This is a genomic window from Streptomyces sp. GL_140 (assembly GCF_057834465.1).
Window position 1 is genome coordinate 6,496,914 of the sequence record NZ_CM174404.1, and the last position, 25,303, is coordinate 6,522,216.

General features: G+C 72.0%; 22 protein-coding genes. 13 read left to right on the top strand and 9 right to left on the bottom strand.

All coding sequences use genetic code 11. The features are described from left to right. Nucleotides 1-76: 76 nt before the first annotated feature. The 4 genes from AC3IYJ_RS30495 to AC3IYJ_RS30510 all read right to left on the bottom strand — a co-directional run bounded on the left by AC3IYJ_RS30495 (nucleotide 77) and on the right by AC3IYJ_RS30510 (nucleotide 6,860). The gene (locus tag AC3IYJ_RS30495; RefSeq protein ID WP_489397731.1) at nucleotides 77-2,233 is read right to left on the bottom strand and encodes a hypothetical protein; all 2,157 of its coding nucleotides are present in this window, start codon (nucleotides 2,231-2,233) and stop codon (nucleotides 77-79) included. Next, the gene (locus AC3IYJ_RS30500) at nucleotides 2,230-3,498 is read right to left on the bottom strand and encodes a DUF11 domain-containing protein (RefSeq protein WP_489397732.1); all 1,269 of its coding nucleotides are present in this window, start codon (nucleotides 3,496-3,498) and stop codon (nucleotides 2,230-2,232) included. The genes AC3IYJ_RS30495 and AC3IYJ_RS30500 overlap by 4 nt, the downstream gene beginning before the upstream one ends. Nucleotides 3,499-3,648: 150 nt before the next feature. Next, nucleotides 3,649-5,283 (bottom strand): M4 family metallopeptidase, encoded by a 1,635-nt coding sequence (locus AC3IYJ_RS30505; protein ID WP_489397733.1) that lies wholly within the window; start codon nucleotides 5,281-5,283, stop codon nucleotides 3,649-3,651. Between the two features lie 791 nt (nucleotides 5,284-6,074). After that, the gene (locus AC3IYJ_RS30510) at nucleotides 6,075-6,860 is read right to left on the bottom strand and encodes a VOC family protein (RefSeq protein ID WP_489402973.1); all 786 of its coding nucleotides are present in this window, start codon (nucleotides 6,858-6,860) and stop codon (nucleotides 6,075-6,077) included. Between the two features lie 185 nt (nucleotides 6,861-7,045). Between AC3IYJ_RS30510 and AC3IYJ_RS30515 the strand changes: the two genes are divergently transcribed. Next, a complete protein-coding gene (locus AC3IYJ_RS30515; RefSeq protein ID WP_489397734.1) occupies nucleotides 7,046-7,915 on the top strand; it encodes a sulfurtransferase in 870 nt (289 codons plus the stop codon). 56 nt (nucleotides 7,916-7,971) lie between these two features. Here AC3IYJ_RS30515 and sepH read toward each other — a convergent pair whose 3' ends face one another. Then, entirely contained in the window at nucleotides 7,972-8,988 is a 1,017-nt protein-coding gene (gene sepH / locus AC3IYJ_RS30520; protein ID WP_489397735.1) for a septation protein SepH, read from the bottom strand. A gap of 539 nt (nucleotides 8,989-9,527) precedes the next feature. On the opposite strand from sepH, the gene AC3IYJ_RS30525 reads away from it, so the two are divergent. Beyond that, nucleotides 9,528-10,364: a hypothetical protein gene (locus tag AC3IYJ_RS30525; protein WP_489397736.1), complete on the top strand. Its 837-nt coding sequence runs from the start codon at nucleotides 9,528-9,530 to the stop codon at nucleotides 10,362-10,364. 7 nt (nucleotides 10,365-10,371) lie between these two features. Here the strand turns inward: AC3IYJ_RS30525 and AC3IYJ_RS30530 are convergent, their stop codons facing one another. Then, nucleotides 10,372-11,706, bottom strand: a complete 1,335-nt coding sequence (locus tag AC3IYJ_RS30530) for a D-arabinono-1,4-lactone oxidase (RefSeq protein WP_489397737.1) — start codon at nucleotides 11,704-11,706, stop codon at nucleotides 10,372-10,374. After that, nucleotides 11,651-12,913, bottom strand: a complete 1,263-nt coding sequence (locus tag AC3IYJ_RS30535) for an MFS transporter (RefSeq protein WP_489397738.1) — start codon at nucleotides 12,911-12,913, stop codon at nucleotides 11,651-11,653. The genes AC3IYJ_RS30530 and AC3IYJ_RS30535 overlap by 56 nt, the downstream gene beginning before the upstream one ends. Nucleotides 12,914-13,082: 169 nt before the next feature. On the opposite strand from AC3IYJ_RS30535, the gene AC3IYJ_RS30540 reads away from it, so the two are divergent. Both AC3IYJ_RS30540 and AC3IYJ_RS30545 read left to right on the top strand, forming a co-directional pair. After that, nucleotides 13,083-14,288 (top strand): ferrochelatase, encoded by a 1,206-nt coding sequence (locus tag AC3IYJ_RS30540; protein WP_489397739.1) that lies wholly within the window; start codon nucleotides 13,083-13,085, stop codon nucleotides 14,286-14,288. Nucleotides 14,289-14,382: 94 nt separating this feature from the next. Then, nucleotides 14,383-15,186, top strand: a complete 804-nt coding sequence (locus AC3IYJ_RS30545) for an inositol monophosphatase family protein (protein ID WP_489397740.1) — start codon at nucleotides 14,383-14,385, stop codon at nucleotides 15,184-15,186. A 106-nt stretch (nucleotides 15,187-15,292) separates the two neighbouring features. Here the strand turns inward: AC3IYJ_RS30545 and AC3IYJ_RS30550 are convergent, their stop codons facing one another. Beyond that, nucleotides 15,293-15,466 (bottom strand): hypothetical protein, encoded by a 174-nt coding sequence (locus AC3IYJ_RS30550; protein ID WP_489397741.1) that lies wholly within the window; start codon nucleotides 15,464-15,466, stop codon nucleotides 15,293-15,295. 291 nt (nucleotides 15,467-15,757) lie between these two features. Here AC3IYJ_RS30550 and AC3IYJ_RS30555 point away from each other — a divergent pair, with 291 nt between their 5' ends. The 4 genes from AC3IYJ_RS30555 (at nucleotide 15,758) to AC3IYJ_RS30570 (ending at nucleotide 19,272) form a co-directional block, all read left to right on the top strand. Continuing rightward, a complete protein-coding gene (locus AC3IYJ_RS30555; protein ID WP_030008767.1) occupies nucleotides 15,758-16,411 on the top strand; it encodes a response regulator transcription factor in 654 nt (217 codons plus the stop codon). Nucleotides 16,412-16,416: 5 nt separating this feature from the next. Next, nucleotides 16,417-17,661, top strand: coding sequence for a sensor histidine kinase (locus AC3IYJ_RS30560; protein ID WP_489397742.1), 1,245 nt, complete (start codon nucleotides 16,417-16,419; stop codon nucleotides 17,659-17,661). A gap of 384 nt (nucleotides 17,662-18,045) precedes the next feature. Further along, nucleotides 18,046-18,342 carry a DUF4193 domain-containing protein gene (locus tag AC3IYJ_RS30565; RefSeq protein WP_214953127.1) on the top strand — a complete coding sequence of 99 codons (297 nt, stop codon included), beginning with the start codon at nucleotides 18,046-18,048 and terminating at the stop codon, nucleotides 18,340-18,342. Between the two features lie 12 nt (nucleotides 18,343-18,354). Beyond that, entirely contained in the window at nucleotides 18,355-19,272 is a 918-nt protein-coding gene (locus AC3IYJ_RS30570) for a hypothetical protein (RefSeq protein WP_489397743.1), read from the top strand. A 45-nt stretch (nucleotides 19,273-19,317) separates the two neighbouring features. Here AC3IYJ_RS30570 and AC3IYJ_RS30575 read toward each other — a convergent pair whose 3' ends face one another. Continuing rightward, the gene (locus AC3IYJ_RS30575; RefSeq protein ID WP_489397744.1) at nucleotides 19,318-19,800 is read right to left on the bottom strand and encodes a DUF3093 domain-containing protein; all 483 of its coding nucleotides are present in this window, start codon (nucleotides 19,798-19,800) and stop codon (nucleotides 19,318-19,320) included. Nucleotides 19,801-19,858: 58 nt separating this feature from the next. Between AC3IYJ_RS30575 and AC3IYJ_RS30580 the strand changes: the two genes are divergently transcribed. The 5 genes from AC3IYJ_RS30580 to AC3IYJ_RS30600 all read left to right on the top strand — a co-directional run bounded on the left by AC3IYJ_RS30580 (nucleotide 19,859) and on the right by AC3IYJ_RS30600 (nucleotide 25,281). Further along, a complete protein-coding gene (locus AC3IYJ_RS30580) occupies nucleotides 19,859-20,443 on the top strand; it encodes a PaaI family thioesterase (RefSeq protein ID WP_489397745.1) in 585 nt (194 codons plus the stop codon). Further along, nucleotides 20,443-20,985, top strand: a complete 543-nt coding sequence (gene dut / locus AC3IYJ_RS30585) for a dUTP diphosphatase (protein ID WP_489397746.1) — start codon at nucleotides 20,443-20,445, stop codon at nucleotides 20,983-20,985. The genes AC3IYJ_RS30580 and dut overlap by 1 nt, the downstream gene beginning before the upstream one ends. Before the next feature lies 1 nt (nucleotide 20,986). Continuing rightward, nucleotides 20,987-21,772, top strand: coding sequence for a DUF3710 domain-containing protein (locus tag AC3IYJ_RS30590; protein ID WP_489397747.1), 786 nt, complete (start codon nucleotides 20,987-20,989; stop codon nucleotides 21,770-21,772). Between the two features lie 183 nt (nucleotides 21,773-21,955). Further along, nucleotides 21,956-24,598 carry an ATP-binding protein gene (locus AC3IYJ_RS30595; RefSeq protein WP_489397748.1) on the top strand — a complete coding sequence of 881 codons (2,643 nt, stop codon included), beginning with the start codon at nucleotides 21,956-21,958 and terminating at the stop codon, nucleotides 24,596-24,598. After that, nucleotides 24,595-25,281 (top strand): response regulator, encoded by a 687-nt coding sequence (locus AC3IYJ_RS30600; RefSeq protein WP_489397749.1) that lies wholly within the window; start codon nucleotides 24,595-24,597, stop codon nucleotides 25,279-25,281. Before AC3IYJ_RS30595 ends, AC3IYJ_RS30600 begins: the two co-directional genes overlap by 4 nt. Nucleotides 25,282-25,303: the final 22 nt, after the last annotated feature.

Sequence of the window (25,303 nt, forward strand, 5' to 3'; positions counted from 1 at the left end):
CGTTTCGTGCGGGAGAGGACCGTACAGAGAGCTGTACGGGAGTTTCGGGAAGGGCGGGCGGCGGGCGAGCGCCCCGTCAGCCCGCGGCGGCGTGCTTGTCGAGTTCGATGTCGGCCCTCGGCGGACTGACGCGGCTGCCGGGCACACCGGCGGAGCCGCTGTTGTCGAGCGGGTTCGGATCGGCCGTGTCGGCCCGGGCGGTCGCGGTGTTGCGCAGGGCCGTCCCGTCCCCGGTGTACGCCGGGTCGAGGCGCACGGTGAAGGTCCACGAGCGGACCCCGCCCGGGTCCAGCGTCGCGGCCTCGCCGCAGGTGACGTCCCGGCCGACGGCGGTGCAGCCCGCGGCCGAAGACACGAACGAGAGCGTGGCGGGCAGCGGGTCGGTGACCGTGACCTTCCGGGCCACGGACGGGCCGCCGTTGCGTACGGTCACCGTGTACGTGAAGGTCTCCCCGGGCGCCACGGGGGAGCGGGTCTCCACGTCCTTCGTCAGCGAGAGGTCGGCCCGCGCGGCCGCCACTCCGCCCGGCGGGGCCGCGGCCGCGCTGGTGTTGTTCGCGGGCTGCGGATCGGTGACGGCGTGCTGGAGGCCCGCGACGTTCCCGAGGTCCGAGCCGTCCCCCTGATAGGCGGGGTCCAGCCGCACGCGCACCGTCCACGAGGTGCTCGTCCCCGCGTTCAGCTGATCGCGGACCGGGCAGGACAGCACCTGTCCCGAGGCCGTGCACCCGTCGGTGGAGGAGACGAACCGCAGCGGCGCGGGAAGGGTGTCGGAGAGCTTGACGGCGGTCGTGTGGGAGGGCCCCAGGTTGCGTGCGGTGATCCGGTACTCGAACTCCTGGCCCGGGGCCACCGGGCCGGAACCGAGCCCCTCCTTCTCCGCGGCCACGTCGGCGCGCGCCGTCACCACCGTGGCGGCGGCGGTGGAGGTGTTGTCCGCCGGATTGGTGTCCGTACGGTCCGCCGGAGCGGTCACGGTCGCCGTGTTGGTCAGGGTGACGGGCTGCGCCGGGGCCGTACCGGTGACCGTGTAGGTGACGGAGCCGCCCCGCTGGAAGTCGGCCGTCGTGTCCAGGACGTTCCCGCTGCCCGAGGCCCGGCCGCAGGTCCCGCCGGTGCCGGCGCGGCAGGTCCAGGTCACGTTGGTCAGGCCGGGCACGGTGTCGCGCACGGCGGCGCCGGTGACCTCGTTGGCCTGGCTGTTGGAGACGGTCAGGGTGTAGGTCACCGGTCCGCCGCCGGCGGGCACGCTCGCGGGGGCGCCCGTCTTCGCGATGGTCAGGTCGGCCGGCACGTTGATCCGCAGGGCGTCGATCTCGTGCACGTTCGTCGCGCCGCCGGTGCTCCCGGAGAACCCCACCTTCAGGGTGGCCGGGAGCTTCGGCTGGCCGGTGATGCCCGTGACGTCGAAGTCGGTGATCAGCTGGGTCATGGCCGTGTCGGGGCCGCTGTCGGACCACAGCGACAGCAGCATCTTCGTACCGCTGGGCAGCAGGGACACGCGTACCGTGCGCTCCTTGGCGCGGCTGCCGGTCTCCACGGTCTTGCCCGGTCCGTCGACGGCCGTGGCGTAGCGGTACCCCGTCCTGCCGCTGCCTCCGCCGCGCACCACGATCTTGTTGGGCTGGGCGCCCGGTCCGCCGTTGCCGACCACGCTGGAGGAGAAGTTGCCGAACTCGTCCAGCCCGATGCCGAGGTAGGCGCCCGGTACGCCCGAGACGGCGCAGAGGTCCGCCGCGCCCGTGCAGGCGTAGCCGAGGGCTCCACCGGCGGGGCCGACCCCGTCGGCGGCGGCGCCGTCGGCCAGGTAGAACGACAGCCCGTCACCCCGCTTGTTCTCGAAGGCGGTTCCCCCGTAGGTGGCGTAGCTGAATTCGGCGATGATGCCGAGGCTGGAGGGGAAGGAGTCCTTCAGCTTCCAGGTGCCGGCCTGGGTGGAGCTCGCGGCGGTCAGGCGCAGCCAGCCGCCGCCTTCCGGATAGCTCGCGTTGCCGCTGGTGGCCCCCAGATTGGTGGAGGAGGCGAACGTCTCGTTGACGGGGAAGGCGAGCGCGCGGGGCCGGGGGCCGTCGGCCGGGGCGGCCGCGGAGTCCCCGGCGGTCGGGGTCGCCGTCGCCGGTGTGGAGAGCGCCGCCGGCAGGACCAGCGCGGTCGTGCACAGCAAGGAGGCGGCAGCCCTGCGCCACCGGACACCACGGGGTTTCGTCGTACCGGGACGTCCCTCGTCGGTCACGGGCGGCGCACCCGGAAGGCCGTACGCAGCGCTGCTCCGCCGGCCACCAGTGCGGTCGAGGTCCACAGCAGCCAGGCCGGGACCTTGGTGCCGGAGTCGGCCAGGTCGCCGCGGCCCTCGTGCTGCTCCCGGCCCTCGTGCTGGTGGTCGTGCCCGCCGTGCTGGTCCCCGTCCGCTTCGGACACCAGGCACAGGCGGCCGCCGTTGGGCCCCGTCGTGCCGGGGTCGTTGGCATTGTCCGAGAGGTCGGGGTCGAAACTCGCCGAGGTGACGCGGGCGACGTTCTCGATGGGCGTGCACCTGTCGGCCGGCGGCTGGGCCGCCCGGTCCTCGGTGACGGCCCGTACCGTGATCCGGTACTCCGCCTTCTCACCGGCCGCCAGCCGGTCCAGCGGCGGGCACACCACCAGCCGGTCCCCGCCCCTGGGGACCGCGCAGTCGTCGGGTGAGGAGAGCAGGACCAGCTCGGGGGGCAGCCGGTCGGTGACCTGGAGCTGCCGCGCCGTCGCCGGGCCGTCGTTGCGCACCGTGATCAGGTAGGTGAACTTCTCGCCCGGCCTGACGTGCTCCCGTCCCTTCGCGAGCAGCGCCGTCTTGCGCAGCGAGAGATCGGCCGTCCGCGCACTGGGCGGAATCTTCAGGCCGGTCAGGGAGGAGGTGTTGTTCCGGGCGTCCGGGTCCGTGGTCGCCGCGTCGACCACCGCTTCGTTGACGACGTCCGCACCGTCTCCGCGGTAGTCGGCCGCGAGCCGTACGGTGATCACCCAGGCGTGCGAGGCGCCCACCGCCAGCGTGGCCAGCGGCCCGCACACCACTGCCCGGCCGTTCGCGGTGCAGCCGTCGCGCGAGGAGACGAATTCCAGCGAGGCCGGCAGCCGGTCGGTGACGCGCACCCGCCGAGCGGCGGACGGCCCCCGGTTGGTGACCTTCACGACGTAGTCGAAGGTCTCCCGCCCCGCCGCGGCGGGGACCTCCCGGCTGTCCCGGGCGCCGGCCCCCACCGGGCTCAGTACGCCCGACACCGAGAGGTCCGCGCTCTCCGGAACCTCCGGAGCGGCGGGAACCGCGGTGTCCTCCGTACGAGCGGCGGGAGCCGTCGGTACGGAGGACGCGGCGGACCCCGGGGACTCGGAACCAGTGGTTCCGGAGTCCGCCGGGGTCGATGCCGCGGCGGGTGCCGTGGAGAGGAAGCAGCCTGCCGCGACCGCGTAGAAGGTGGTCACCGCGCGCCGGCGCCGGTGCGGGCCACCGGCGCGGCTTCTCAAGACACGTCGCATCGGGCGCCCTTCGGGGAAGTCGACTCGCCCAAAGAGGACCAGTGCGGTCATCTATTCACACGAGTAGAGAGAAGGGGGGTGTCTGATTTGATCATTTATGGCTAACGGGTGATCGAATTCAGTCCGTCGGCCGTACGGTCAGTTCACGTTGACCCCGGACCAGGCCGAGGCGACGGCCTGGTACTCGGCCGAGGTCGATCCGTACAGGTCGCCCGCAGCCTTGAGGGTGGCCACGCGGGCGCCCTTGTAGTCGGTGGTGGAGGTCATGTAGACGGTCAGGGCCCGGTACCAGACCTGGAGGGCCTTGTCGCGGCCGATTCCGGTGACGGCGGCGCCGGTGTAGGTGGGGCTGTCGTAGGCGACGCCGTTGATGGTCTTGGCGCCGCTGCCCTCGGACAGCAGGTAGAAGAAGTGGTTGGCGACGCCCGAGGAGTAGTGGACGTTGAGGCTGCCGACGCCGGAGGACCAGTAGTCGGCCGAGTTGCCGTCCTTGGAGGGCTTGTCCATGTAGCGCAGCGGCGTGCCGTTGCCATTGAGGTCGATCAGTTCACCGATGAGGTAGTCGCCCTTGTCCGAGGACAGGTTGGCGTAGAACTCCACGGCGGTTCCGAAGATGTCCGAGGTGGCCTCGTTCAGGCCGCCGGACTCGCCCGAGTAGTTCAGTCCGGCGGTGTTGGCCGTGACGCCGTGGCTCATCTCGTGCCCGGAGACGTCCAGTTCGGTCAGCGGGTGGGTGTTGCTCGCGCCGTCGCCGTACGTCATGCAGAAGCAGGAGTCGCTCCAGAACGCGTTCACGTAGTTGCGGCCGTAGTGGACCCGGCTGGAGGCGCCGACGCCGTCGTTGCGGATGCCGTTGCGGCTGAAGGTGTTCTTGTAGAAGTCCCAGGTGACCGCCGCGCCGTACTGGGCGTCGACCGCGGCGGACTGGCCGTTGGAGACGGTGCCGGTGCCCCACGCGTTGTCGGCGTCGGTGTAGAGGGTGCCGCTCCCGCTGGTCTTGTTCGCGAGGTTCGAGGTGGACTGGCCGCCGCGGGTGGCGTCCTTCAACTGGTAGGTGGAGCCGGTGAAGTTGGTGGTCAGCGGCACGGAGCCGACGAACACGCCCTTGCCGGTGCCGGCGGCGTTGGCGGTCTGGACCCCCTCGTGGGTGGAGAGGACCTCGCCGCTCGCGGCGTCGGTGACCACGCGCTGGCTGCTGGGGGTGCCGTCGGCCCGCAGGCCCTCGACGAGGGTCTCGTACGCGAGGCGCGGACTGCCGGACGCGGCCCAGACGACGAGGCGGGCGGCCCCCGTCCGGTCCACCGAGGTGAGGGCCGGCTCGTCGGAGTCCTTGGCGATGCCGATGGTGGCCTTCACGGCGCCGGACGCCTTGGCGGCGGCCTGGGCCGCCGAGAGCTTCGGGGAGAGCGAGGTGGGAGCGATGTCCGCCCGTGCCGCCTTGTCCACCGACTTCACGGTGCCCCGGGAGTCCTGGTGGACTATCAGATCTCCGCCGAGTACGGGGAGGCCGTTGTAGGTGCGCTCGTAGCGCACGTGGCGGTTGCCGTTCGCGTCGGTCACGACGTCCTTGGCGACCAGCTTCTCCGTGCCGCCCAGTCCCAGGGCGCGTGCCGTGGCGGGGGCGTCGCTGCCGGCCTGGGCGATCAGGGCGGCGTGCTCCTGGGCCGGTACGGGGACGGGGGCGGCCTGGGCCAGGCCGGCGCCGGCCTGGATGGCGCCGGCGAGCAGGGCCGAGGCGGAGAGAGCGGCTCCGATTGCGAGCTTTCGCTTCACGTGGAATTCCTTCCGGATCCAACCGCGTGTGCGCGGTCGCACCTCGTTCCGGGGCACCGGGGTAGGTGCCTGCAGGGGGCGGAACGGGTGCTGGCGTGCTGCTCCGTGGGGTCGGGAGACGCCTGCCGGAGGGGATGGACCGGCGGCGCCACGAAGCTGACGGAAGCATGACAATCCGCGGGTTCGGATGAACAGGTCTGGCATCGAATTGGCGCGCTCTCGCCAAGCCGGACAGCGCGGATTCGTCCGGGACGACGTCAGGAGGTACGGGCAATCCGGGTGAATCGGTCGGCGGGAACGGCGTTACCGGGTGTACGGGCGGGCGCGATTCGGGGAATTCGGTACCAACTCCGCGCGGCCGCACAATGTTGCGCGCGTGTTGCGGATGTGTGCAGCTCCCATGGACCCGGTTCGGCGATGGCGGGAATGCGCCACTCCGGATGGTTGCCCGAAGGCCGGGGAGTCTGTAGTGCGCAGGTGAAGGCCCTTGTGGTCAGGGGCCGTTCACGCCAGAGCCTCCACGGCGCGGTGCGCCATGGAGGCTCGTGGAGCGGCGGGGGCGGCGGGAACTGCGGCCTGCACCCGCAGGGCGAAGGCGTTATCCGGGCCCGGAATTCGAGCCCTTCAGCGGAGAGTCCCGATCCGAATTGCGGTGCGCGGAGAAAGTCGCACGGTATTCGCCGCGCAGGGCTCGGTGAGCTGCGCGGCGCTCAACTCCAGCGGGATTGTAGGTATGTCCGGTGGAGGGGCGCTTTCGCGGAGGGGCGCTTTCTGATTCCGGTCCGACCGGATCAGCTCCTGCTGCGGACGAGCGTGAAGACCGCTCCCTCCGGGTCCGCGACCGTGGCCAGCCTGCCGCGCAGGCCCTCGCGGGGCGGCTGGACGACACGGCCGCCGAGCCGCTGGACCCGGGCCGCGGCCGCGTCGGGGTCCTCCACCTCGAAGTACGTCATCCAGTGCGGGCCCCGGTCGTGGGGCAGGGACCGGCCGACCCCGTGAACGGAGGCCACCGGCCGGCCCTGGAGCAGGAGGGTGAGGTAGTCGAAGTCCTCGGAGGAGTCGGCGTGCGCGCGGGCCTCGTGGCCGAAGACGTGCTCGTAGAACTTGCCGACCGTGGAGGTGTCCTGGGTGATCAGCTCGCTCCACGCCGGGGTGCCCGGGATGCCCCTGGGCTGGGCGCCGAGGTGGGGCGCGGCCTGCCAGATTCCGAAGATCGCGCCCAGCGGGTCGGAACAGATCGCCACCCGGCCCACGAACCCGCCGTCCAGCGGGCCCACGCCGACGGTGCCGCCGCAGGAGCGGATCGACTCGGCCGTCGCGTCGGCGTCGTCCGTGGCCAGGTACGTGGTCCACGCCACCGGGAGATGACGGTCCGGCGGCAGCTTGCCGATGCCGGCCACCTCGCGCCCGTCGAGCATGGCGTGGACGCCCGGGCCCAGCTGTTCGGGGCCGGGTGTGTACTCCCAGCCGAACAGGTCGGCGTAGAACTCCTCGGTGGCGTCGAGGCTGCGGACCATCAGGCTCGCCCAGCACGGTGTGCCCGGTGTGCGCCGCGTTGTTTCCTGTGCCTCGGTCATCTCGGCCGTCTCCTCCGTCGTCATGCTCGTGAGGCTTCCCGCAGCAGATGCTTCCACTCCGGGCGCCCCGGCGCGCCCCGACTCGGCCGGGTCTCGAGCGAGCCTGGACAGATGACCGGATCGATGCGGCCCGTCGATGTCCGGCTTGTTACGCGGCGTGCGCGGCGGGGAGCAAAATGGCCCGCATGACTGCGAACGCTTCCCCTTCTCCCGTGCTCTCGGCCGCCGCCCTGAAGGCCGAACTGTCCGGCCCCCGGCCGCCGGTCCTCCTGGACGTCCGCTGGCAGCTCGGCGGCCCGAACCAGCGGCCCGCCTACGAGTCCGGGCACCTCCCGGGCGCCGTCTACGTCGACCTCGACGCGGAACTCGCAGGTCCGGCGGGTCGGGGCGGACGTCACCCGCTGCCCGATCCGGAGGCCTTCGCCGCGGTGATGCGACGGGCCGGGGTCTCGGCGGACACGCCGGTGGTCGTGTACGACGGCGGTCAGGGCTGGGCGGCCGCGCGCGCATGGTGGCTGTTGCGCTGGACGGGTCACGGCGGGGTGCGGGTCCTGGACGGGGGACTGGCCGCGTGGTCCGCGGAGGGTGGCGCGCTGTCGACCGAAGTCACCCCGGTCACAGAGGGTGATTTCAAGCCAAATTCGAGTGAGATCGGACTGCTGGACGCGGACGGGGCCGCCGCGCTCGCCCGCACCGGGCTCCTCCTGGACGCGCGCGCGGGAGAGCGCTACCGGGGCGAGGTCGAACCGATCGACCCGGTCGGCGGCCACATCCCGGGAGCCGTGTCGGCGCCGACCACGGAGAACGTGGATCCTGACGGGCTGTTCCTGACGGCCGACGCGCTACGGGCACGCTTCGCGGGGCTCGGGGTCGAGGCGGGTGCCGACGGGGCCGCGACGGAGGTCGGCGTCTACTGCGGCTCAGGAGTCTCCGGAGCCCACGAGGTACTCGCCCTGGCGGTGGCGGGGATCCCCGCCGCGCTGTACGCGGGCAGTTGGTCCCACTGGTCCGCCGATCCGGCCCGCCCGGTGGCGGTGGGTCACCTGCCGGGTTAGTCCGTCCGGGGCCCGTGGGCCCGCGGTCCGCCGCGTGGGCGGACCGCGGGCCGCGGCTACTCCTGCTTCTTGCGCCGGGTACCGAAGACGATCTCGTCCCAGCTCGGGACCGCCGCGCGGCGGCCCGGCCGGACGCCGTCGGCCTCGGCCTGGCGGTCGGTCGTTCCGGTGAGGCGGTCACGGTGGCCCGCCACGGTGCGCGGCATCAGGACGTCCGCGTACGCGGTGCCCGCGCCGGCCGAGGCCGAAGCCGCCGGCGGTTCCTCGGACTCCGGTTCCTCCACCGGCTCGGGGACCACCAGGTCGCCGCGGAAGCTCGGTACCGACTCCAGCAGGGCCGTCAGCGTGTCCCGCTCCTCCTCCGGCTCCGGGGGCGGCGGCGGGGCCGGAGCGACGGGACGCTCCAGCTGGCGGTCGAGCGCGCGGTCCAGCGGCCGGTCCCGGGGCAGCCGTGCGATCCGCGGCACGAACGGGAAGCTCGGCTCCGGCGTCGCGGGCAGGTCGTCCGACTCGCCGATCAGGGAGCGGGCCTCGTCGTCCACGGCCACGACCAGCCGGCGCGGCGGGTCGTAGGTCCAGCTGGCCGAGTGCGGTTCGCTCGCGACCCGGTACACCAGGAGGACCTCCCAGGTGCCGTCGTCGCGGCGCCAGGAGTCCCACTGGACGGATTCCTTCTCGGCGCCGCGCAGCGTCAGCCGTTCCTGCACGGCTTCGCCGAGCTGGGGTCCGGTGTTCTCGCCGGGGCGGCGCACGGGGGTCTTGCGGGCCCGCTCGGCCATGAAGGCGCGCTCCGCGAGCACGGGGCCCTCGAAGCGGCGCACCCGGTCGACGGGGATGCCGGCGAGCTGAGCGACCTCCTCCGCGGAGGCACCGGCCCGTATCCGGGCCTGGATGTCGCGGGGGCGGAGGTGGCTCTCCACCTCGATCTCGATTTGGTTCAGGCGCGCACGGTCGTTACGCACGGCAGCCCGGAGACGCTCGTCGATCGCAAGCGTGTACTCCGTGCTGTCCGCAGCCTTGAGCACCAGTCGTGTGCCGTCATTTGAGACGGCCACGACACGCAGTTCGGGCATGGGGACCTCCCGGGTGGTGCCTGCCGACGTCACGTGCGTCGCTGCTTCCGCTAGTCGAGTGTGGCCTGCCCGGGTGCAGCCTGCCACTACCTTGCCGAGTTAAACCGGCGTGTCGGGCATGCGCCCTTGATCGCTGTTATGGCACGGTTACCTGTTGGGTACGCACAGTGACCGAACGATTACTGTGCGCAGCAGGATCCCGTGCAATACCGCGGCATCGCCGGTCTCGAGTGCCGTTTTTCCATCAGCCGGCCCCCTCTCCCGGGTCCGGACATCCGTAAGGAAGGACGGCCCCAGGGCTCGCCACAGTACTCCATTCGGGCCACCTGGGTGGACCGCCGCGCCGCCGAACTTGTCCCGGACGGCGGGAGTTGGGCTGCCCTCCGACGGGCCCGCATCCGTGCGGACCTGCGGGCGCGTTCGTTTTCGGGTGTCGTGCTTCACAGAATCCCCAGAAATGGAACTATCCGTTTCGCCCGGGGGTCAGTAACTGGAGAAACGCGGTGAAGCGCGAGAGGCAGAACACGCAGAGGGTCGGGATGGGTCAAAAGACGTCGCTGGACATCGAAGCGGTACGGGAACACGAGCAGGGACCGGAGAAGAAGAAGCTCGATCTGAGCGCCGCTCAGATCGCGGGTTCCTCCCTCGCCACCGTCGCGGCCGCCCTGCTCGCCTCGCAGATGGGTGTCTACGGAACCATCCTCGGCGCGGGTGTGGTGAGCGTGGTCGCCACCGCCGGCGGGCCCGTCATCCAGCACTTCTTCCGGCGCACCGGCGACCAGCTGCGCGAGTCCGCCCGCCCGAAGGCCCGCCAGGTCCCCGTGGTGGAGCCCCGCGAGGAGCGGGCACCGGACGGCACCATGATGCTGCGGGCCGTCCCGGCCCCGGTCCCGCCCGGTCGCTCGGAGGAGTTCGGCGAGGGCACCGTGCACGGCAGCCGGGTCCGGGGCTGGAAGCGCACGGCGGTCGCGTCGGCCGTGGCGTTCGCCATCGCGATCGGCGGGATCGCCACCTGGGAGGCGGTCTCCGGAAAGCCCGTCAGCCGGGGCGGCACGCCCGTCTACGGCGCGGGGTGGAAGGAAGAGAAGAACTCCGCGCCCCGGGACGGCACCGACCTCAAGGACAAGGGCGGCCAGAAGGACGGACCGAGCCGCGGGCCGGGCGGCTCCCCGAGCCCCTCCACCGGGCCGGGGAGCCCGAGCCCCGACCCCGGCGGGAGCCCGACCCCGTCCCACTCGCCGTCACCGTCACCGTCCCCGGACGCCACCCCGAGTCCGAGTCCGTCGAAGCCGACGCCCGGCCCGACCCCGAGCCCCGGAAAGGATTCGACCGGCGGCTCGGGGACGGGCTCCGGTCAGGATCCGGCCGCCCCCTGAGGCCGACTCAGTCGCCCAGGACGCGCCGCAGGTAGTCGTTGGCGAACATCCGGTCCGGGTCCAGGCGGTCGCGGAGCGCGGTGAACTCCCCGAAGCGCGGGTAGACCCGGGCGAAGTACTCGGAGTCCCGGGTGTGCACCTTGCCCCAGTGAGGCCGCCCGCCGTGCTCCGTGAAGATCCGCTCGGCGGCGGTGAAGTAGGCCTGGTACGGGGTCCCCTTGTACATGTGCACCGCGATGTACGCGCTCTCGCGGCCCGAGGCCGTCGACAGGGTGATGTCGTCCGCCGGAGCCGTCCGCACCTCCACCGGGAAACTGATCCGCAGGTCGGAGCGGTCGACCATGGCCTTGAGCTCCCGTAGCGCCTCGACGACCCGCTCGCGCGGAAGGGCGTACTCCATCTCCACGAACCGGACCCGGCGCGGACTGGTGAACACCTTGTACGGGATGTCCGTGTAGGTCCGCGCCGACAGGGCGCGGCTCGCGATCCGGGCGATGGAGGGGATGGCCGCCGGGACCGCGCGGCCGAAGGAGTTCACGGCCTGGAAGAGGCCGTTGGACAGCAGCTCGTCCTCGACCCAGGCGGAGACCGCTCCGGGCGGGGCGGCCGGGCCCTGGCTGCGGTTGTTCCGCTTGGTGTTGCAGTTGCCGGTGTGCGGGAACCAGTAGAACTCGAAGTGCTCGTTCTCCGCGTGGTGCTGGTCGAACTCGGCGGTCACCCGGTCGAAGGCCATCGGCTCCTCACGGGCGGTCAGGAAGAAGAGCGGCTCCACCGCGAAGGTGATCGCGGTGACGACGCCGAGCGCCCCGATGCCGAGCCGGGCCGCGGCGAAGACCTCGGGGTTCTCCTTCTCCGAACAGGTCAGCACCCGGCCGTCGGCGGTGACCAGTTCCAGGCCGCGGATCTGGGCGGCGATGGAGGCCGAGTCGCGGCCGGTGCCGTGGGTGCCGGTGCTGGTGGCCCCGGAGACCGTCTGCTCCATGATGTCGCCCATGTTCTTGAGCGACAGGCCTTCCTCGGCGAGGGCCAGGTTGAGGTCCTTGAGGACCGTGCCCGCCGCCACGGTGACGGTCCCGGCGATCCGGTCGATGACCTGGATCCCGGCCAGCGCCTGCGGGCGCACAAGTACGCCGTCGGTCGCGGCGGCCGCGGTGAAGGAGTGGCCGGTGCCGACCGCCTTGACCTTCAGCCCCTCCTCGGCGGCCCGGCGGACCGCCTCCTGGAGCTCGCCCACCGAAGTGGGGGTCACCACGCGCGTGGGCGTGGCGGTGACGTTGCCCGCCCAGTTATGCCACGCGGCGATCCGTGTCCCGCTCGTCCCTGCTGTCCCCGTCGTAGCCATCGTTGGAAGGCTCCTCCCCTTGCGCCGACCTCGTCAGCCGGCGATAACCCGCGAACGCCACCGCCGCCGCGGCGGCCCCCGCCGAGATCGAGACGACGTACCCGGTCCTCGCGCCGGCCGCGTCGATGACCCAGCCGGCCACGGAGGAGCCGAGCGCGACTCCGACCGCGAGGCCGGTGCTGATCCAGGTCATGCCCTCGGTCAGCTTCGCGCGTGGTACGTGCGCCTCGATCAGGGCCATCGTGGTGATCATCGTGGGAGCGATGGCGAGGCCCGAGACGAAGAGCGCCACGGCCAGAAACGGAAGGTTCCCGGCCAGTAGGAGGGGGATCATACTCACGGCCATCGCACAGATGCCCAGCACCCACCTGCGTTCCGCCTTGCCCTTGAGGTGGAGCAGGCCGAAGACGATGCCCGCGAGGCAGGAGCCGCCCGCCCAGACGGCGAGGATGAAGCTGGCGGCGGCCTTGTGGCCCTGCTCCTCGGCGAAGGCCAGGGTGACCACGTCGATGGAGCCGAAGATGGCTCCCGTGGCCACGAAGGTGGCCACCAGCACCTGGAGCCCGGGGGAGCGCAGGGCGGAGGTCCGGTCGGTGTCCGCGCCGCGCGGGTGCGGGACGGGCTCGGTGGCGCGCTGCGCGGTCAGCCACCACACGCCCACCAGCAGGAAGACCCCCGCGACCAGCGGGCCGGCCTCGGGGAACCAGGTGGTGGACAGCCCGATGGCGAGGATCGGGCCGAAGATGAAGCAGACCTCGTCGAGGACGGACTCCAGGGAGTACGCCGTGTGCAGTTCGCGGGGGGAGTCCCGGTAGATGGCCGTCCACCGGGCGCGGATCATCGAGCCCACGCTGGGCACGCAGCCCGCGAGGGCGGTGAAGACGAACAGGGTCCAGTCGGGCGCGTGGTTGGCCGCGCAGAGCAGCAGGCCGGCGACCGCCGCGGCCGCGAGCAGGCTCGCCGGGCGCAGGACACGGCGCTGGCCGTACTGGTCGACGAGGCGGGAGAGCTGGGGGCCGATGGCGGCCGCGGAGAGCGCGAGGGTGGCGGTGAGCGCCCCGGCCAGCGAGTACCGGCCGGTGAGCTGGGAGATCATCGTGAGGATGCCGACGCCGACCATCGACAGCGGCATCCGGCCTATGAGGCCGGCGGCACTGAACGAACGGCTTCCGGGGGCCTTGAATATCGCGCGGTAGGGACTGGGCAAGGTGCCCTCCGTAAGGGACGTCGTTGGCCCATACAGGTTACGACCGTGCACAAGGCGTCCGCATGGGGAGGAAGCGGCGGGAAGTACGGGAGGCCGCGCTCGTGAAGCGAGGGGTCCGGGTGCCGGGCCTGTTTCCCGGCCGGCGGGGGCGGGTGGCAGGATTCGAGACATGTCTGACCAGCTCCGCGCCTCCGCCTCCGCCTCCGCTCCCGCCTCCGCAGCCGGCGCAGGCACGGCCGAAGGCCCCGCCGCCCCCTACGACGCCCTCCTGCTGCTCTCCTTCGGCGGCCCCGAGGGACCCGACGACGTCGTGCCGTTCCTGGAGAACGTCACGCGCGGGCGCGGGATCCCGCGCGAGCGGCTCAAGGAGGTCGGGCAGCACTACTTCGGCTTCGGCGGCGTCAGCCCCATCAACGGGCAGAACCGCGAGCTGCTGGAAGCGCTGCGCAAGGACTTCGCCGAGCACGGGCTGGACCTGCCGGTCTATTGGGGCAACCGCAACTGGGCCCCGTACCTCGACGACGTGATGCGCGAGATGGCCGCCGACGGCCGCCGCCGCATCGCGGTCCTCGCGACCAGCGCGTACGCCTCGTACTCGGGCTGCCGGCAGTACCGCGAGAACCTCGCGGACGCGCTCGCCCTGCTCGTCCGGGAGGGCGTGGCCGAGGCCGACCTGCCCAGGGTCGACAAGCTGCGGCACTACTTCAACCACCCCGGCTTCGTGCAGCCCATGATCGACGGGGTGCTCGCGGCGCTGGAGTCGCTGCCCGCCGGGGTGCGCTCCGGCGCCCGGCTCGCCTTCACCACCCACTCGATCCCGAACGCGGCCGCCGACACCTCCGGCCCGGTCGAGGACCACACCGCCGGCGGCGAGGGCGGGGCCTACGTCAAGCAGCACCTGGACGTCGCGAAGGTGATCGCCGACGCGGTCCGGGCCGAGACCGGCACCGAACTGCCCTGGGAGCTCGTCTACCAGTCGCGCAGCGGCGCCCCGCACATCCCGTGGCTGGAGCCGGACATCTGCGACCACCTGGAGGCCCTGCACGAGGCGGGCGCCCCGGCGGTCGTCATGGTGCCGATCGGCTTCGTCTCGGACCACATGGAGGTCCTGTACGACCTCGACACGGAGGCCACGGCCAAGGCCGCCGAGCTCGGGCTGCCGATCGCCCGCTCGGCGACGGTCGGCTCCGACCCCCGGTTCGCGGCGGCGGTACGGGACCTCGTACTGGAGCGGGCCGCCACGGAACGCGGCGAGACGGTGGAGCGTTGCGCGCTCGGGCTGCTCGGAGCCGGCCAGGACCTGTGCGCCGTGGGCTGCTGCCCGGCCCGGGGACCGCGGCCGGCCGCCGCGGGGGTGGACAGCCCGTACGCGTAGGCGCACGGGCGGCACCACAGGGCGCACATCGCCGCACAGGCATGCACAGACACGCGTTGGCAAGCACAGGTACGCACAGGGAGTGGATCCGGCTGTGATTTCCGAAGAGCTGAAGACCGAGCTGCTGGCCGTGGGACTGGAGGCCGCCCGGCAGGCGGGCGCGCTGCTGCGGGACGGCCGACCCGCCGACCTGGGGGTCGCTGCAACCAAGTCCAGCCCCATCGACGTGGTGACCGAGATGGACATCGCGGCGGAGAAGCTGATCACCGGGATCCTCGCGGAGCGGCGGCCCGAGGACGGGCTGCTGGGCGAGGAGGGCTCCGACACGGCGGGCACCAGCGGGGTGCGGTGGGTCATCGACCCGCTGGACGGCACCGTGAACTACCTCTACGGGCTGCCGACCTGGGGCGTGTCCATCGCGGCCGAGTACCTCGGGCAGACCGTGGCCGGGGTCGTGGCGGCGCCGATGCGCGGGGAGACGTACCACGCGGTGCTGGGGCGCGGGGCGTGGCTGGGCGAGACCCGGCTGACCTGCCGCGCGGCCGCTCCGCTGGACCAGGCGCTGATCAGCACCGGGTTCGCGTACGTCCAGACCCGCAAGGCGCACCAGGCCGACGTCGCGCAGCGGATCATTCCGGCGGTCCGCGACATCCGGCGCGGCGGGTCGGCGGCGGTGGACCTGTGCGACGTGGCCGCCGGGCGGCTGGACGGGTACTGGGAGCGCGGGCTCAACCCCTGGGACCTGGCGGCGGGCGAGCTGATCGCGCGGGAGGCAGGCGCGCTGACCGGGGGACGGCCCGGGGAGCCGGCCTCGGGCGAGCTCGCGCTGGCGGCCACGCCGGCGGTGTTCGCCTCGCTGCAGCCGCTGCTGGACGAGGCCGGGGCCTGGCACGACTGAGCGGGCGGCGGGACGCCCGACAAGAGGGAACCCCGGCGGCCGGGTGGCGGCTGCCGGGGTTCGGGATGTGCCTGTGACGACCGGTCCGGTGCCCCGGCCGGAGCTGTCAGCAGGCGGGGACGGAGACCGGAACGCCGTGCTCGGCGGCGAGGCGCTGGAGATCTTCCAGCTCCGCCTGTTCCACATCCGCGAGGAAGTCGTCGCCCGCCTCGCGGGCCTGCCTGAGGTCCGTCTGCGTGCTCCTGATGCGCTGCAGGAGACCTGCGGTGAATGCGTCCATGGTGGGTGCGCCCCCTCTTCATGGGTCGGCGGCGGCACGTGGCAGTCCGCCATCAGGGAGTTTTCGGGGTGTGAAGTCGTCCTCCCCACCGCCCTGGCCCCAGAAACCTCGTAAGGCGAGGGAATCCTCACTTCCGTCCCTTGTGCGGGGTCCCGGGCCGATTCCCGGCCGCGCTCCCGGCGCGCTCCGGGTGAGCCCCACCGGCGTCTTACAGCCGGTTTACCGCCGAAACGGGCAGGATGGACGACGCACCACACGCCTGCCCTGAAGGGCATTGAGGAAGGAAACGACGTGCGCGTACTCGTCGTCGAGGACGAGCAGCTGCTCGCCGATGCGGTTGCCACCGGACTTCGCCGGGAGGCCATGGCCGTGGACGTCGTGTACGACGGCGCCGCGGCCCTGGAGCGCGTCGGAGTGAACGACTACGACGTGGTCGTGCTCGACCGGGACCTCCCGCTCGTGCACGGTGACGACGTCTGCCGGAAGATCGTCGAGCTCGGCATGCCCACCCGCGTGCTGATGCTGACGGCGTCCGGCGACGTGAGCGACCGGGTCGAGGGCCTGGAGCTCGGGGCGGACGACTATCTGCCCAAGCCCTTCGCGTTCACGGAGCTGACCGCGCGGGTACGGGCCCTCGGGCGCCGCACCACGGTGGCCCTGCCTCCCGTACTGGAGCGCGCCGGGATCAAGCTGGACCCGAACCGGCGCGAGGTCTTCCGCGAGGGCAAGGAGGTGCAGCTGGCGCCGAAGGAGTTCGCGGTGCTGGAGGTCCTCATGCGCAGCGAGGGCACCGTCGTGTCCGCCGAGCAGCTCCTGGAGAAGGCGTGGGACGAGAACACCGACCCGTTCACCAACGTGGTGCGCGTGACGGTGATGACCCTGCGGCGCAAGCTCGGGGAGCCCCCGGTCATCGTGACCGTCCCCGGTTCCGGCTACCGGATCTGACGCGGGTGGCAGCGACCCCGGCGCCACCGGCGGCGCCACCGAAACCGAACTGGGACCCCGGCCAGCCCGAGGGTCCTTTCCCTTGGCTGCGGCCGACGATCCGGATACGTCTGACGCTGCTGTACGGCGGGATGTTCCTGATCGCCGGCATCCTGCTGCTGTCGATCATCTACCTCCTGGCGGCGCAGGCGCTGCGCGAGGGCAACGCGCTCCCGTTCAAGATCGTGGGCGGCTCCGACATCCAGGTCACCAGCAACTGCCCGGGTGTGGGCGCTTCGGGCCAGACGCACGACCAGTTCAACGCCGCGATCGCCCAGTGCGTCCTGGACCAGCGCAAGCACGCCCTGGACGATCTGCTGAGCCGGTCGCTGATGGCCCTCATGGGCCTGAGCATCATCGCCTTCGCCTTCGGCTACGCGATGGCCGGACGGGTGCTCTCGCCGCTGGGCAAGATCACCCGGACCGCCCGCCGCGTGGTCGGCTCCGACCTGACCCGGCGGATCGAGCTGGACGGGCCGGACGACGAGCTCAAGGAGCTCGCCGACACCTTCGACGAGATGCTCGACCGGCTGGAGCGGGCCTTCACGGCCCAGCAGAGATTCGTGGCCAACGCCTCGCACGAGCTGCGGACCCCGCTGGCCATCAACCGGACGCTGCTGGAGGTGCACCTCTCCGACCCCGGGGCCCCGGTGGAACTCCAGCAGCTCGGCAAGACCCTGCTCGCCACCAACGAGCGCAGCGAGCAGCTGGTCGAGGGCCTGCTGCTGCTGGCCCGCAGCGACAACCAGATCATCGAGCGCAAGCCCGTGGACCTGGCCGAGGTGGCCTCGCGCGCCATCGACCAGGCGCGCGGGGAGGCCCACGCCAAGGGCGTGGAGATCCGCGGCGAGCGGGCGCTGGCCGTCGTGCAGGGCAATGGCGTGCTGCTGGAGCGGATCGCGCTCAACCTGGTGCAGAACGCCGTCCGGTACAACATCCCGGAGGGCGGCTGGGTGGAGGTCACCACCGAGGCCGTGCACGGGCAGGCGGTCCTGTTGGTATCGAACACGGGTCCCGTGGTTCCCGCGTACGAGGTGGACAACCTCTTCGAGCCCTTCAGACGGCTGCGTACGGAGCGCACGGGCAGCGACAAGGGTGTCGGGCTCGGCCTCTCCATCGCGCGCTCCGTGGCGCGCGCACACGGCGGGAGGATCCAGGCGATCCCGCGCGAAGGCGGTGGACTCGTGATGCGTGTCACTCTACCCTTGTGACCTCGGTCACCCCGTGTTCGCTGTTGGCTGAATGCTTGGAATGTGAAGGCAATGACTTCTGTGCGATCGATCACAGTTTCGAGTGTCGGACCATAAGCGTTCAGTGACCTTGGGGGGGCCTAAAAGCCCGGGAAGTCCGGGTTTCCGGCCCCCCTAACGGCGGGAAATACATGGGGTGGCGTTTGTGCAAGACGGCCCCCGGACCGTGTACGGTCCCGGTCGTCATCCCAGCCAATCGCTCCGTCTGATGTGCGGCTGGGTGTCGATTGAGTAACAGACCTTGATGTGAGGCAAAATCTCCGCCTCAGGTCGGGCACAAGTCCGGCCTCTCGCGCGTTACGTGCGCTGAGACACCCGCTAAATCCCAGAGGGGGAGAGCGAACTATGGCAACGGACTACGACACCCCGCGCAAGACCGACGACGACGTCGACAACGACAGCATCGAAGAGCTCAAGGCTCGTCGGAACGAGAAGTCGTCCTCGAACGTCGACCTGGACGAATTCGACTCGGCGGAAGGCCTTGAGCTTCCCGGTGCGGACCTCTCCAACGAGGAACTCGCCGTCCGGGTCCTGCCCAAGCAGGCCGACGAGTTCACCTGCATGAGCTGCTTCCTGGTGCACCACCGCAGCCAGCTGGCACGCGAGAAGAACGGTCAGCCGATCTGTCGCGACTGCGACTGAGAGGCGTCGGCCGTGACTGGCTCGACACCATTTCGGAAGCGACGCTTCCGGAAACCTGGTGATCCGGCGGAGACGCAGGAGGGAACCAAGGGCCTGGAAACGGGCCCTGGAGCCCCCGGCGTACCCGCCGTGCTCCCCGACACCGCCGAGGCGGTGCCGTCGGCCTCCGAGGCCGACGAGGGGTCCCGGTCCCGCACCGGGGTCCGTCGGCTGCAAGCCGTCAAGAACGGTGTGCGCAAGGGCGGCGAAAGTGCCAGGGCCGCCGCCCTTTACCTCACCGACCGAGTCATCGAGAACGCACCGCGCGTTCCGGTTCGGGACCTCGCGACCCTGCGCGCGCAGTTCCCGGGCCTCGGGCCCGATCAGCTCGCCGACAAACTGATCACGGGCGCCGCCAACGCGACGTCCACCGTCGGCGCCGGAATCGGCGCGGCAGCCATGCTGCCGGTGCCGCCCGCCATGCCGGCCGAGCTGGCCGCCGAGATCACCGGGGTCGCCGCGATCGAGCTCAAGCTCATCGCCGAACTCCACGAGGTCTACGGCCTGCGGCCGCCCGGCAGCCTCAAGGAGCGCAGCTTCGCCTACCTCGTGTCGTGGACCGAGGAGCGCGGCATCGACCTGACCAAGCCGACGACGCTGAACGCGGCGCTGGGCGGTCAGATGAAGCGCGAACTGCGCCAGCAGATCACCAAGCGGATGTTCCGCAACCTGCCGAACCTGATGCCCTTCATGGTCGGTGCGGCCGTCGGAGCGGTCATGAACCGCCGGGACACCCGCAAACTCGCCGAGAAGGTCCGTACGGACCTGCGGGCCCGCGCCGTGCCGTGGAACGCCTTGTCGCAGCTCCCGCGCCTTGAGCGGCCCACCGAGGCCCTTCCCGAGGCAGCCAGGGCCGCCATCGAGGGCCGCCCCTTCGACCCGCGCGGCTGAGCTCCGCCGCCGGGGACCCGCCGGGGCCCCGCGAAGCGATCGGACTCAGGCCTTCGTCGCATCCTGGGCGGCCTTGTCCTGCGCCGCGCGGATGGCCGCCACCAGGGCCTGGGGCTCGCGCGTGGAGACGTAGACGTACGGGGTCGGGTCCGCGGGGTCGGTCACCTCGACGCGGACCGCCGTGGGCACGTAGCTGCGCATCAGCATGAAGGCCCGCATGTCGGCCTTGTACGTCCGCCAGGCGCGGGCCTCCTCCGGCTCCAGGGCCTCCGGGTCGCCCAGGGCCGTCACCGGGATCCGGGCCTCCCCGGCCGCCAGCGCTCCGCCCACCACGCGCACCCGCTGGGATCCGTACGAGCTCACCAGCAGCCCCGTCAGCGCGGTGCCCCCGACCAGTCCGGCCAGCAGCGGCATGGTGCCCAGCGGCATCAGGATCAGCCCGCACGCGATACCGGTCAGTACGGCGATGGCCCACCAGGCGCGGGGGGCGGTCAGGCGTTCGTCGTGGTGCGCGGGGGAAGGCTGCATGGGGCCAAGCCTCCCACGAGGCGACCGGCGGGTAGCCGCGCGGGTAAGGTCTGCGGCTGTGAGTGGACGAAACACAGCGTTGACGCCCCCGGCCGAGGCCACCCCGCCGGTGCGGCACCCCGATGCCCCGGCACCCGGCGAGCTCCTCGGTGCCCACTACGCGCACTGCTTCGGCTGCGGCGACGGACAGCCCCACGGACTCCACCTGGAGGCCCGCGCGGGTGAGGGCGTGCGCGTCAGCGCCGAGTTCACCGTCAAGCCCGCCCACCAGGGCGCGCCCGGTCTCGCGCACGGCGGGGTCCTCGCCACCGCGCTCGACGAGACCCTGGGCTCCCTGAACTGGCTGCTGCGCGTCATCGCCGTCACCGGCCGGCTGGAGACGGACTTCGTCCGGCCCGTGCCGGTGGGCACCGTGCTGTACCTGGAGGCCGAGGTCACCGCCGTCGCCGGCCGGAAGATCTACTCCCGGGCCGTCGGTCGAATAGGCGGTCCGCAGGGACCCGTCGCGCTGCGCGCCGAAGCCCTCTTCATCGAGGTGAAGGTCGACCACTTCACCGACAACGGACGGCCCGAGGAGATCCGGGCGGCGATGGCCGACCCGGACCAGGTCAGGCGCGCACGCGCCTTCGAGGTGAACCCCTGATGTCTGAGAACAACACTCCCCGTGGAAGCGTCGACGTGCTGATCCGGCGCGTGGACCCGGAGGTACCGATCCCCGCCTACGGGCACCCCGGCGACGCCGGCTGCGATCTGGTGACCACCCGGGCCGCCGAACTGGAGCCGGGCGAGCGGGCCGTACTGCCCACCGGGGTCTCCATCGCGCTGCCCGACGGCTACGCGGCGTTCGTGCACCCGCGCTCGGGCCTGGCCGCCCGCTGCGGGCTCGCGCTCGTGAATGCCCCGGGGACGGTGGATGCCGGGTACCGTGGGGAGATCAAGGTGATCGTGGTCAATCTCGACCCGCGCGAGAGCGTCAGGTTCGAGCGTTTCGACCGCATTGCCCAGCTGGTTGTCCAGCGGGTCGAGAAGGTGCGCTTCCACGAGGTGGCGGATCTTCCCGACTCGGCGCGGGCCGAGGGGGGTTTCGGCTCCACCGGAGGTCATGCGGCCGTGGCCGGATCCGGCGCTGGTCAGCAGGGTGGGAATGGCTACGCTTCGGTCGTATCCGACCGGGAAGGACAGTGACGTGTTCGGACGTCGCAAGAAGAACGACTCCGTCAAGGACGGCGGCGCGGCCGAGCAGGTCGTCGACGGCGTCGGCGCCGATGAGCAGGACGGTGCGGAGGAGACCGACGTGGCAGCGCCGCGCCGGCTGAACCTGCCTCCGGCTCCGCGCCCCGACGGACCGTGGGACGTATCGGAAGTGCCCGGCAACCCCGAGGAGGGCCGGGTCGACCTCGGCGGCATCCTCGTACCGGGTGTCGAGGGCATGGAGCTGCGCGTCGAGGTCGCCGGTGACGCGATCGTCGCCGCGACCGTGGTGCTCGGCGACAGTGCCGTACAACTGCAGGCCTTCGCCGCGCCGCGCAAGGAAGGCATCTGGGGCGAGGTCCGCGAGGAGATCGCCGAGGGCATCACCAAGCAGGGCGGCATCATCGACGAGGTCGAGGGGCCGCTGGGCTGGGAGCTGCGCGCGCAGGTGCCCGTACCGCTGCCGGACGGGCAGACCGGCGCCCAGCTGGTCCGCTTCGTCGGTGTGGACGGCCCGCGCTGGTTCCTGCGCGGCGTCATCTCCGGCCAGGGCGCGGTGCGTCCCGAGTCGGCGGGCGTGCTGGAGCGGATCTTCCTGGACACCGTCGTGGTCCGTGGCGAGGGCCCGATGGCCCCGCGCGACCCGATCGTCCTGAAGCTGCCGAACGACGCGCAGATGGTGCCGGACGGTGTGCAGACCACCGAGGAGCAGGAAGGCTCCCGCTTCGGCGGTGGCATGGGCCAGCTGGAGCGCGGCCCGGAGATCACCGAGGTTCGCTGATCCCCCCGCCCCGGGCACGGGGCGACTGTTTCCGGCCGTGGGCCGTACTCCTCCGGGGGGTACGGCCCACAGCCGCGTCCGGCCGCCGCGGTCCGGCGACAACGGTGTCAGGGATCCGTCAGGGATCGGGCGCCGGGCCGTCATCGGCGCGTGATCGGGGCGAACGTCCCGGAGAATGAGCGCATGGGACGCGGCAAGCTAAGGATCTATCTCGGCTCGGCACCCGGTGTGGGCAAGACGTACGCCATGCTCTCCGAGGGCCACCGCCGGGTGGAGCGCGGCTCCGACTGCGTCGTCGGCTTCGTCGAGCACCACGGGCGGCCGCGCACGGAGGTGATGCTGCACGGCCTGGAACAGGTGGAGCGCAAGGAGCTCTCGTACCGGGGCGCCGCCTTCACCGAGATGGACGTGGACGCGATCCTCGCGCGCAGGCCCGCCCTGGCCCTGGTGGACGAGCTGGCGCACACCAATGTGCCCGGTTCGCGCAATGCCAAGCGCTGGCAGGACGTGGAGGAGCTGCTGCGGGCCGGGATCGACGTGGTCACGACCGTGAACATCCAGCACCTGGAGTCACTCGGCGACGTGGTCGAGTCGATCACGGGGGTGCGGCAGCGCGAGACGGTCCCGGACGAGGTGGTGCGCCGGGCCGACCAGATCGAGCTGGTCGACATGTCCCCGCAGGCCCTGCGCCGCCGGATGGCCCACGGCAACATCTACAAGTCGGACAAGGTCGACGCGGCCCTGTCCAACTACTTCCGGCCCGGCAACCTGACCGCCCTGCGCGAGCTCGCGCTGCTCTGGGTCGCCGACCGGGCCGACGAGTACCTCCAGCAGTACCGGGGCGAGCACAACATCCGCTCGACCTGGCAGGCGCGCGAGCGGATCGTGGTCGGTCTGACCGGCGGCCCCGAGGGGCGGACCCTGATCCGGCGTGCGTCCCGGGTGGCGGCCAAGGGCTCCGGCAGCGAGATCCTGGCCGTCTACATCGCCCGCAGCGACGGGCTGACCGCGGCCTCGCCCAAGGAGCTCGCGGTCCAGCGGACGCTGGTCGAGGACCTCGGCGGAACGTTTCACCATGTGATCGGCGACAACGTCCCCGAGGCGCTCCTCGAATTCGCCCGCGGGGTCAACGCCACCCAGATCGTGCTCGGCTCCAGCCGCCGCCGCCCCTGGCAGTACGTCTTCGGCGCCGGTGTCGGCGCCACCGTGGCCCGCGACTGCGGGCCCGACCTCGACGTGCACATCGTCACCCACGAAGAGGTCGCCAAGGGCCGGGGCCTGCCCGTGGTCCGCTCGGCAGCCCGGCTCGGACGGCCCCGGATCGTGGCCGGCTGGGTGGCCGGGGTGGTCCTGCCGCTGATGCTCGCGGCGCTGCTCACGCACATCGACTCCGACCCCGGTCTCGCCAACGAGATGCTGCTGTTCCTGGCCCTGACCGTGGCCGCGGCGCTGCTCGGCGGGCTCTACCCGGCCCTGGCCTCCGCCGCCCTGGGCTCCCTCCTGCTGAACTACTACTTCGCCCCGCCCATCCACCGCTTCACCATCTCCGACCCCAAGAACATCGTGGCCATCGCGGTCTTCTTCGGCGTCGCCGGCTCGGTGGCCTCCGTCGTGGACGCGGCGGCCCGCCGCACCCACCAGGCCGCCCGGCTGCGCGCCGAGTCCGAGATCCTCTCCTTCCTGGCGGGCAGCGTGCTGCGCGGCGAGACCACGCTGGACGCCCTGCTGGAGCGGGTGCGCGAGACCTTCGCCATGGAGTCGGTGGCCCTGCTGGAGCGGGAGAGCGACGTCGAACCCTGGCAGCCGGCCGGCAGCGTCGGCCCGAGCCCGGTCAGCCGGCCCGAGGACGCCGACGTGGACATGCCGATCGGCGACCACATGGCGCTGGCCCTGTCCGGCCGGGTGCTGCCCGCCGAGGACCGCCGGGTGCTCGGCGCCTTCGCGGCCCAGGCCGCCGTCGTACTCGACCGCCAGCGCCTGGTCGGGGAGGCCGAGGAGGCCCGCCGGATGGCGGAGGGCAACCGGATCCGGACGGCCCTGCTCGCCGCCGTCAGCCATGACCTGCGTACCCCGCTGGCCTCCATCAAGGCCTCCGTCAGCTCCCTGCGCTCCGACGACGTGGAATGGTCCGAGGAGGACCGGGCCGAGCTCCTCCAGGGCATCGAGGAGGGCGCCGACCGCCTCGACCACCTGGTCGGGAACCTGCTGGACATGTCGAGGCTCCAGACCGGCACCGTCACCCCGCTGATCCGCGAGATCGACCTCGACGAGGTGGTCCCGATGGCGCTGGGCGGCGTACCCGAGGACAGCGTCCTGCTGGACATCCCCGAGACCCTGCCGATGGTGGCGGTCGACCCCGGGCTGCTGGAGCGGACCGTGGCCAACGTGGTCGAGAACGCGGTCAAGTACAGCCCGGCGGGGGAGCAGGTGCTGGTGGCGGCCAGTTTCCTGGGCGACCGGGTCGAGGTACGGGTCGTCGACCGCGGGCCGGGCGTGCCCGAGGAGGCCAAGGACCGGATCTTCGCCCCTTTCCAGCGGTACGGGGACGCCCCGCGCGGAGCCGGGGTCGGGCTCGGGCTGGCGGTCGCACGCGGCTTCGCCGAGGCCATGGGCGGCACCCTGACCGCCGAGGACACCCCGGGCGGCGGACTGACCATGGTGCTCACCTTGAAGGCGGCGGCCGGCAGGCGGCCGCAGATCCACGTGAGCGTGGACGGCGAGGGGCGCAGCGCGCCGCAGGAGCCCGGGGGACCGGAGGCGGACCACGCGCCCGGCCCCGTAGATTTTGATCTTGATTCGATACGACAGAAGGCAGGACCCCAATGACCCGGGTGCTCGTGGTGGACGACGAACCCCAGATCGTCCGAGCCCTCGTGATCAACTTGAAGGCCCGCAAGTACGAGGTCGACGCGGCCGCCGACGGGGCCACCGCCCTGGAACTGGCGGCCGCCCGCCACCCCGACGTGGTCGTCCTCGACCTGGGCCTGCCCGACATGGACGGGGTCGAGGTGATCAAGGGGCTGCGCGGCTGGACCCGCGTCCCGATCCTGGTCCTCTCCGCCCGGCACACCTCCGACGAGAAGGTCGAAGCCCTGGACGCGGGCGCCGACGACTACGTCACCAAGCCCTTCGGCATGGACGAGCTGCTCGCCAGGCTGCGCGCCGCCGTCCGCAGGGCCGAGCCCTCCGCCGGGTCCGGCGAGGACGAGGTGATCGTCGAGACCGAGGACTTCACGGTGGACCTCGCGGCGAAGAAGGCGGTGCGCGAGGGGCGCGACGTGCGCCTGACGCCCACCGAGTGGCACCTGCTGGAGGTCCTGGTCCGCAACGGCGGCAAGCTGGTCAGCCAGAAGCAGCTGCTCCAGGAGGTCTGGGGGCCCTCGTACGGGACCGAGACCAACTACCTGCGGGTCTACATGGCGCAGCTGCGGCGCAAGCTGGAGGCGGACCCCTCGCACCCGAGGCACTTCATCACCGAACCGGGCATGGGATACCGCTTCGAGAGGTAGTGGCCGCGCCGGTACGCTTCCT

Excerpts from the sequence above, each read along its gene's own strand:
- AC3IYJ_RS30540 (WP_489397739.1), top strand. The coding sequence starts at position 13,083 with ATGTCTGACCAGCTCCGCGCCTCCGCCTCCGCCTCCGCTCCCGCCTCC.
- AC3IYJ_RS30565 (WP_214953127.1), top strand. The coding sequence starts at position 18,046 with ATGGCAACGGACTACGACACCCCGCGCAAGACCGACGACGACGTCGAC.
- dut (WP_489397746.1), top strand. The coding sequence starts at position 20,443 with ATGTCTGAGAACAACACTCCCCGTGGAAGCGTCGACGTGCTGATCCGG.
- AC3IYJ_RS30530 (WP_489397737.1), bottom strand. The coding sequence starts at position 11,706 with ATGGCTACGACGGGGACAGCAGGGACGAGCGGGACACGGATCGCCGCG.
- sepH (WP_489397735.1), bottom strand. The coding sequence starts at position 8,988 with ATGCCCGAACTGCGTGTCGTGGCCGTCTCAAATGACGGCACACGACTG.
- AC3IYJ_RS30595 (WP_489397748.1), top strand. The coding sequence starts at position 21,956 with ATGGGACGCGGCAAGCTAAGGATCTATCTCGGCTCGGCACCCGGTGTG.
- AC3IYJ_RS30575 (WP_489397744.1), bottom strand. The coding sequence starts at position 19,800 with ATGCAGCCTTCCCCCGCGCACCACGACGAACGCCTGACCGCCCCCCGC.
- AC3IYJ_RS30550 (WP_489397741.1), bottom strand. The coding sequence starts at position 15,466 with ATGGACGCATTCACCGCAGGTCTCCTGCAGCGCATCAGGAGCACGCAG.
- AC3IYJ_RS30600 (WP_489397749.1), top strand. The coding sequence starts at position 24,595 with ATGACCCGGGTGCTCGTGGTGGACGACGAACCCCAGATCGTCCGAGCC.
- AC3IYJ_RS30525 (WP_489397736.1), top strand. The coding sequence starts at position 9,528 with ATGGGTCAAAAGACGTCGCTGGACATCGAAGCGGTACGGGAACACGAG.
- AC3IYJ_RS30515 (WP_489397734.1), top strand. The coding sequence starts at position 7,046 with ATGACTGCGAACGCTTCCCCTTCTCCCGTGCTCTCGGCCGCCGCCCTG.
- AC3IYJ_RS30510 (WP_489402973.1), bottom strand. The coding sequence starts at position 6,860 with ATGACCGAGGCACAGGAAACAACGCGGCGCACACCGGGCACACCGTGC.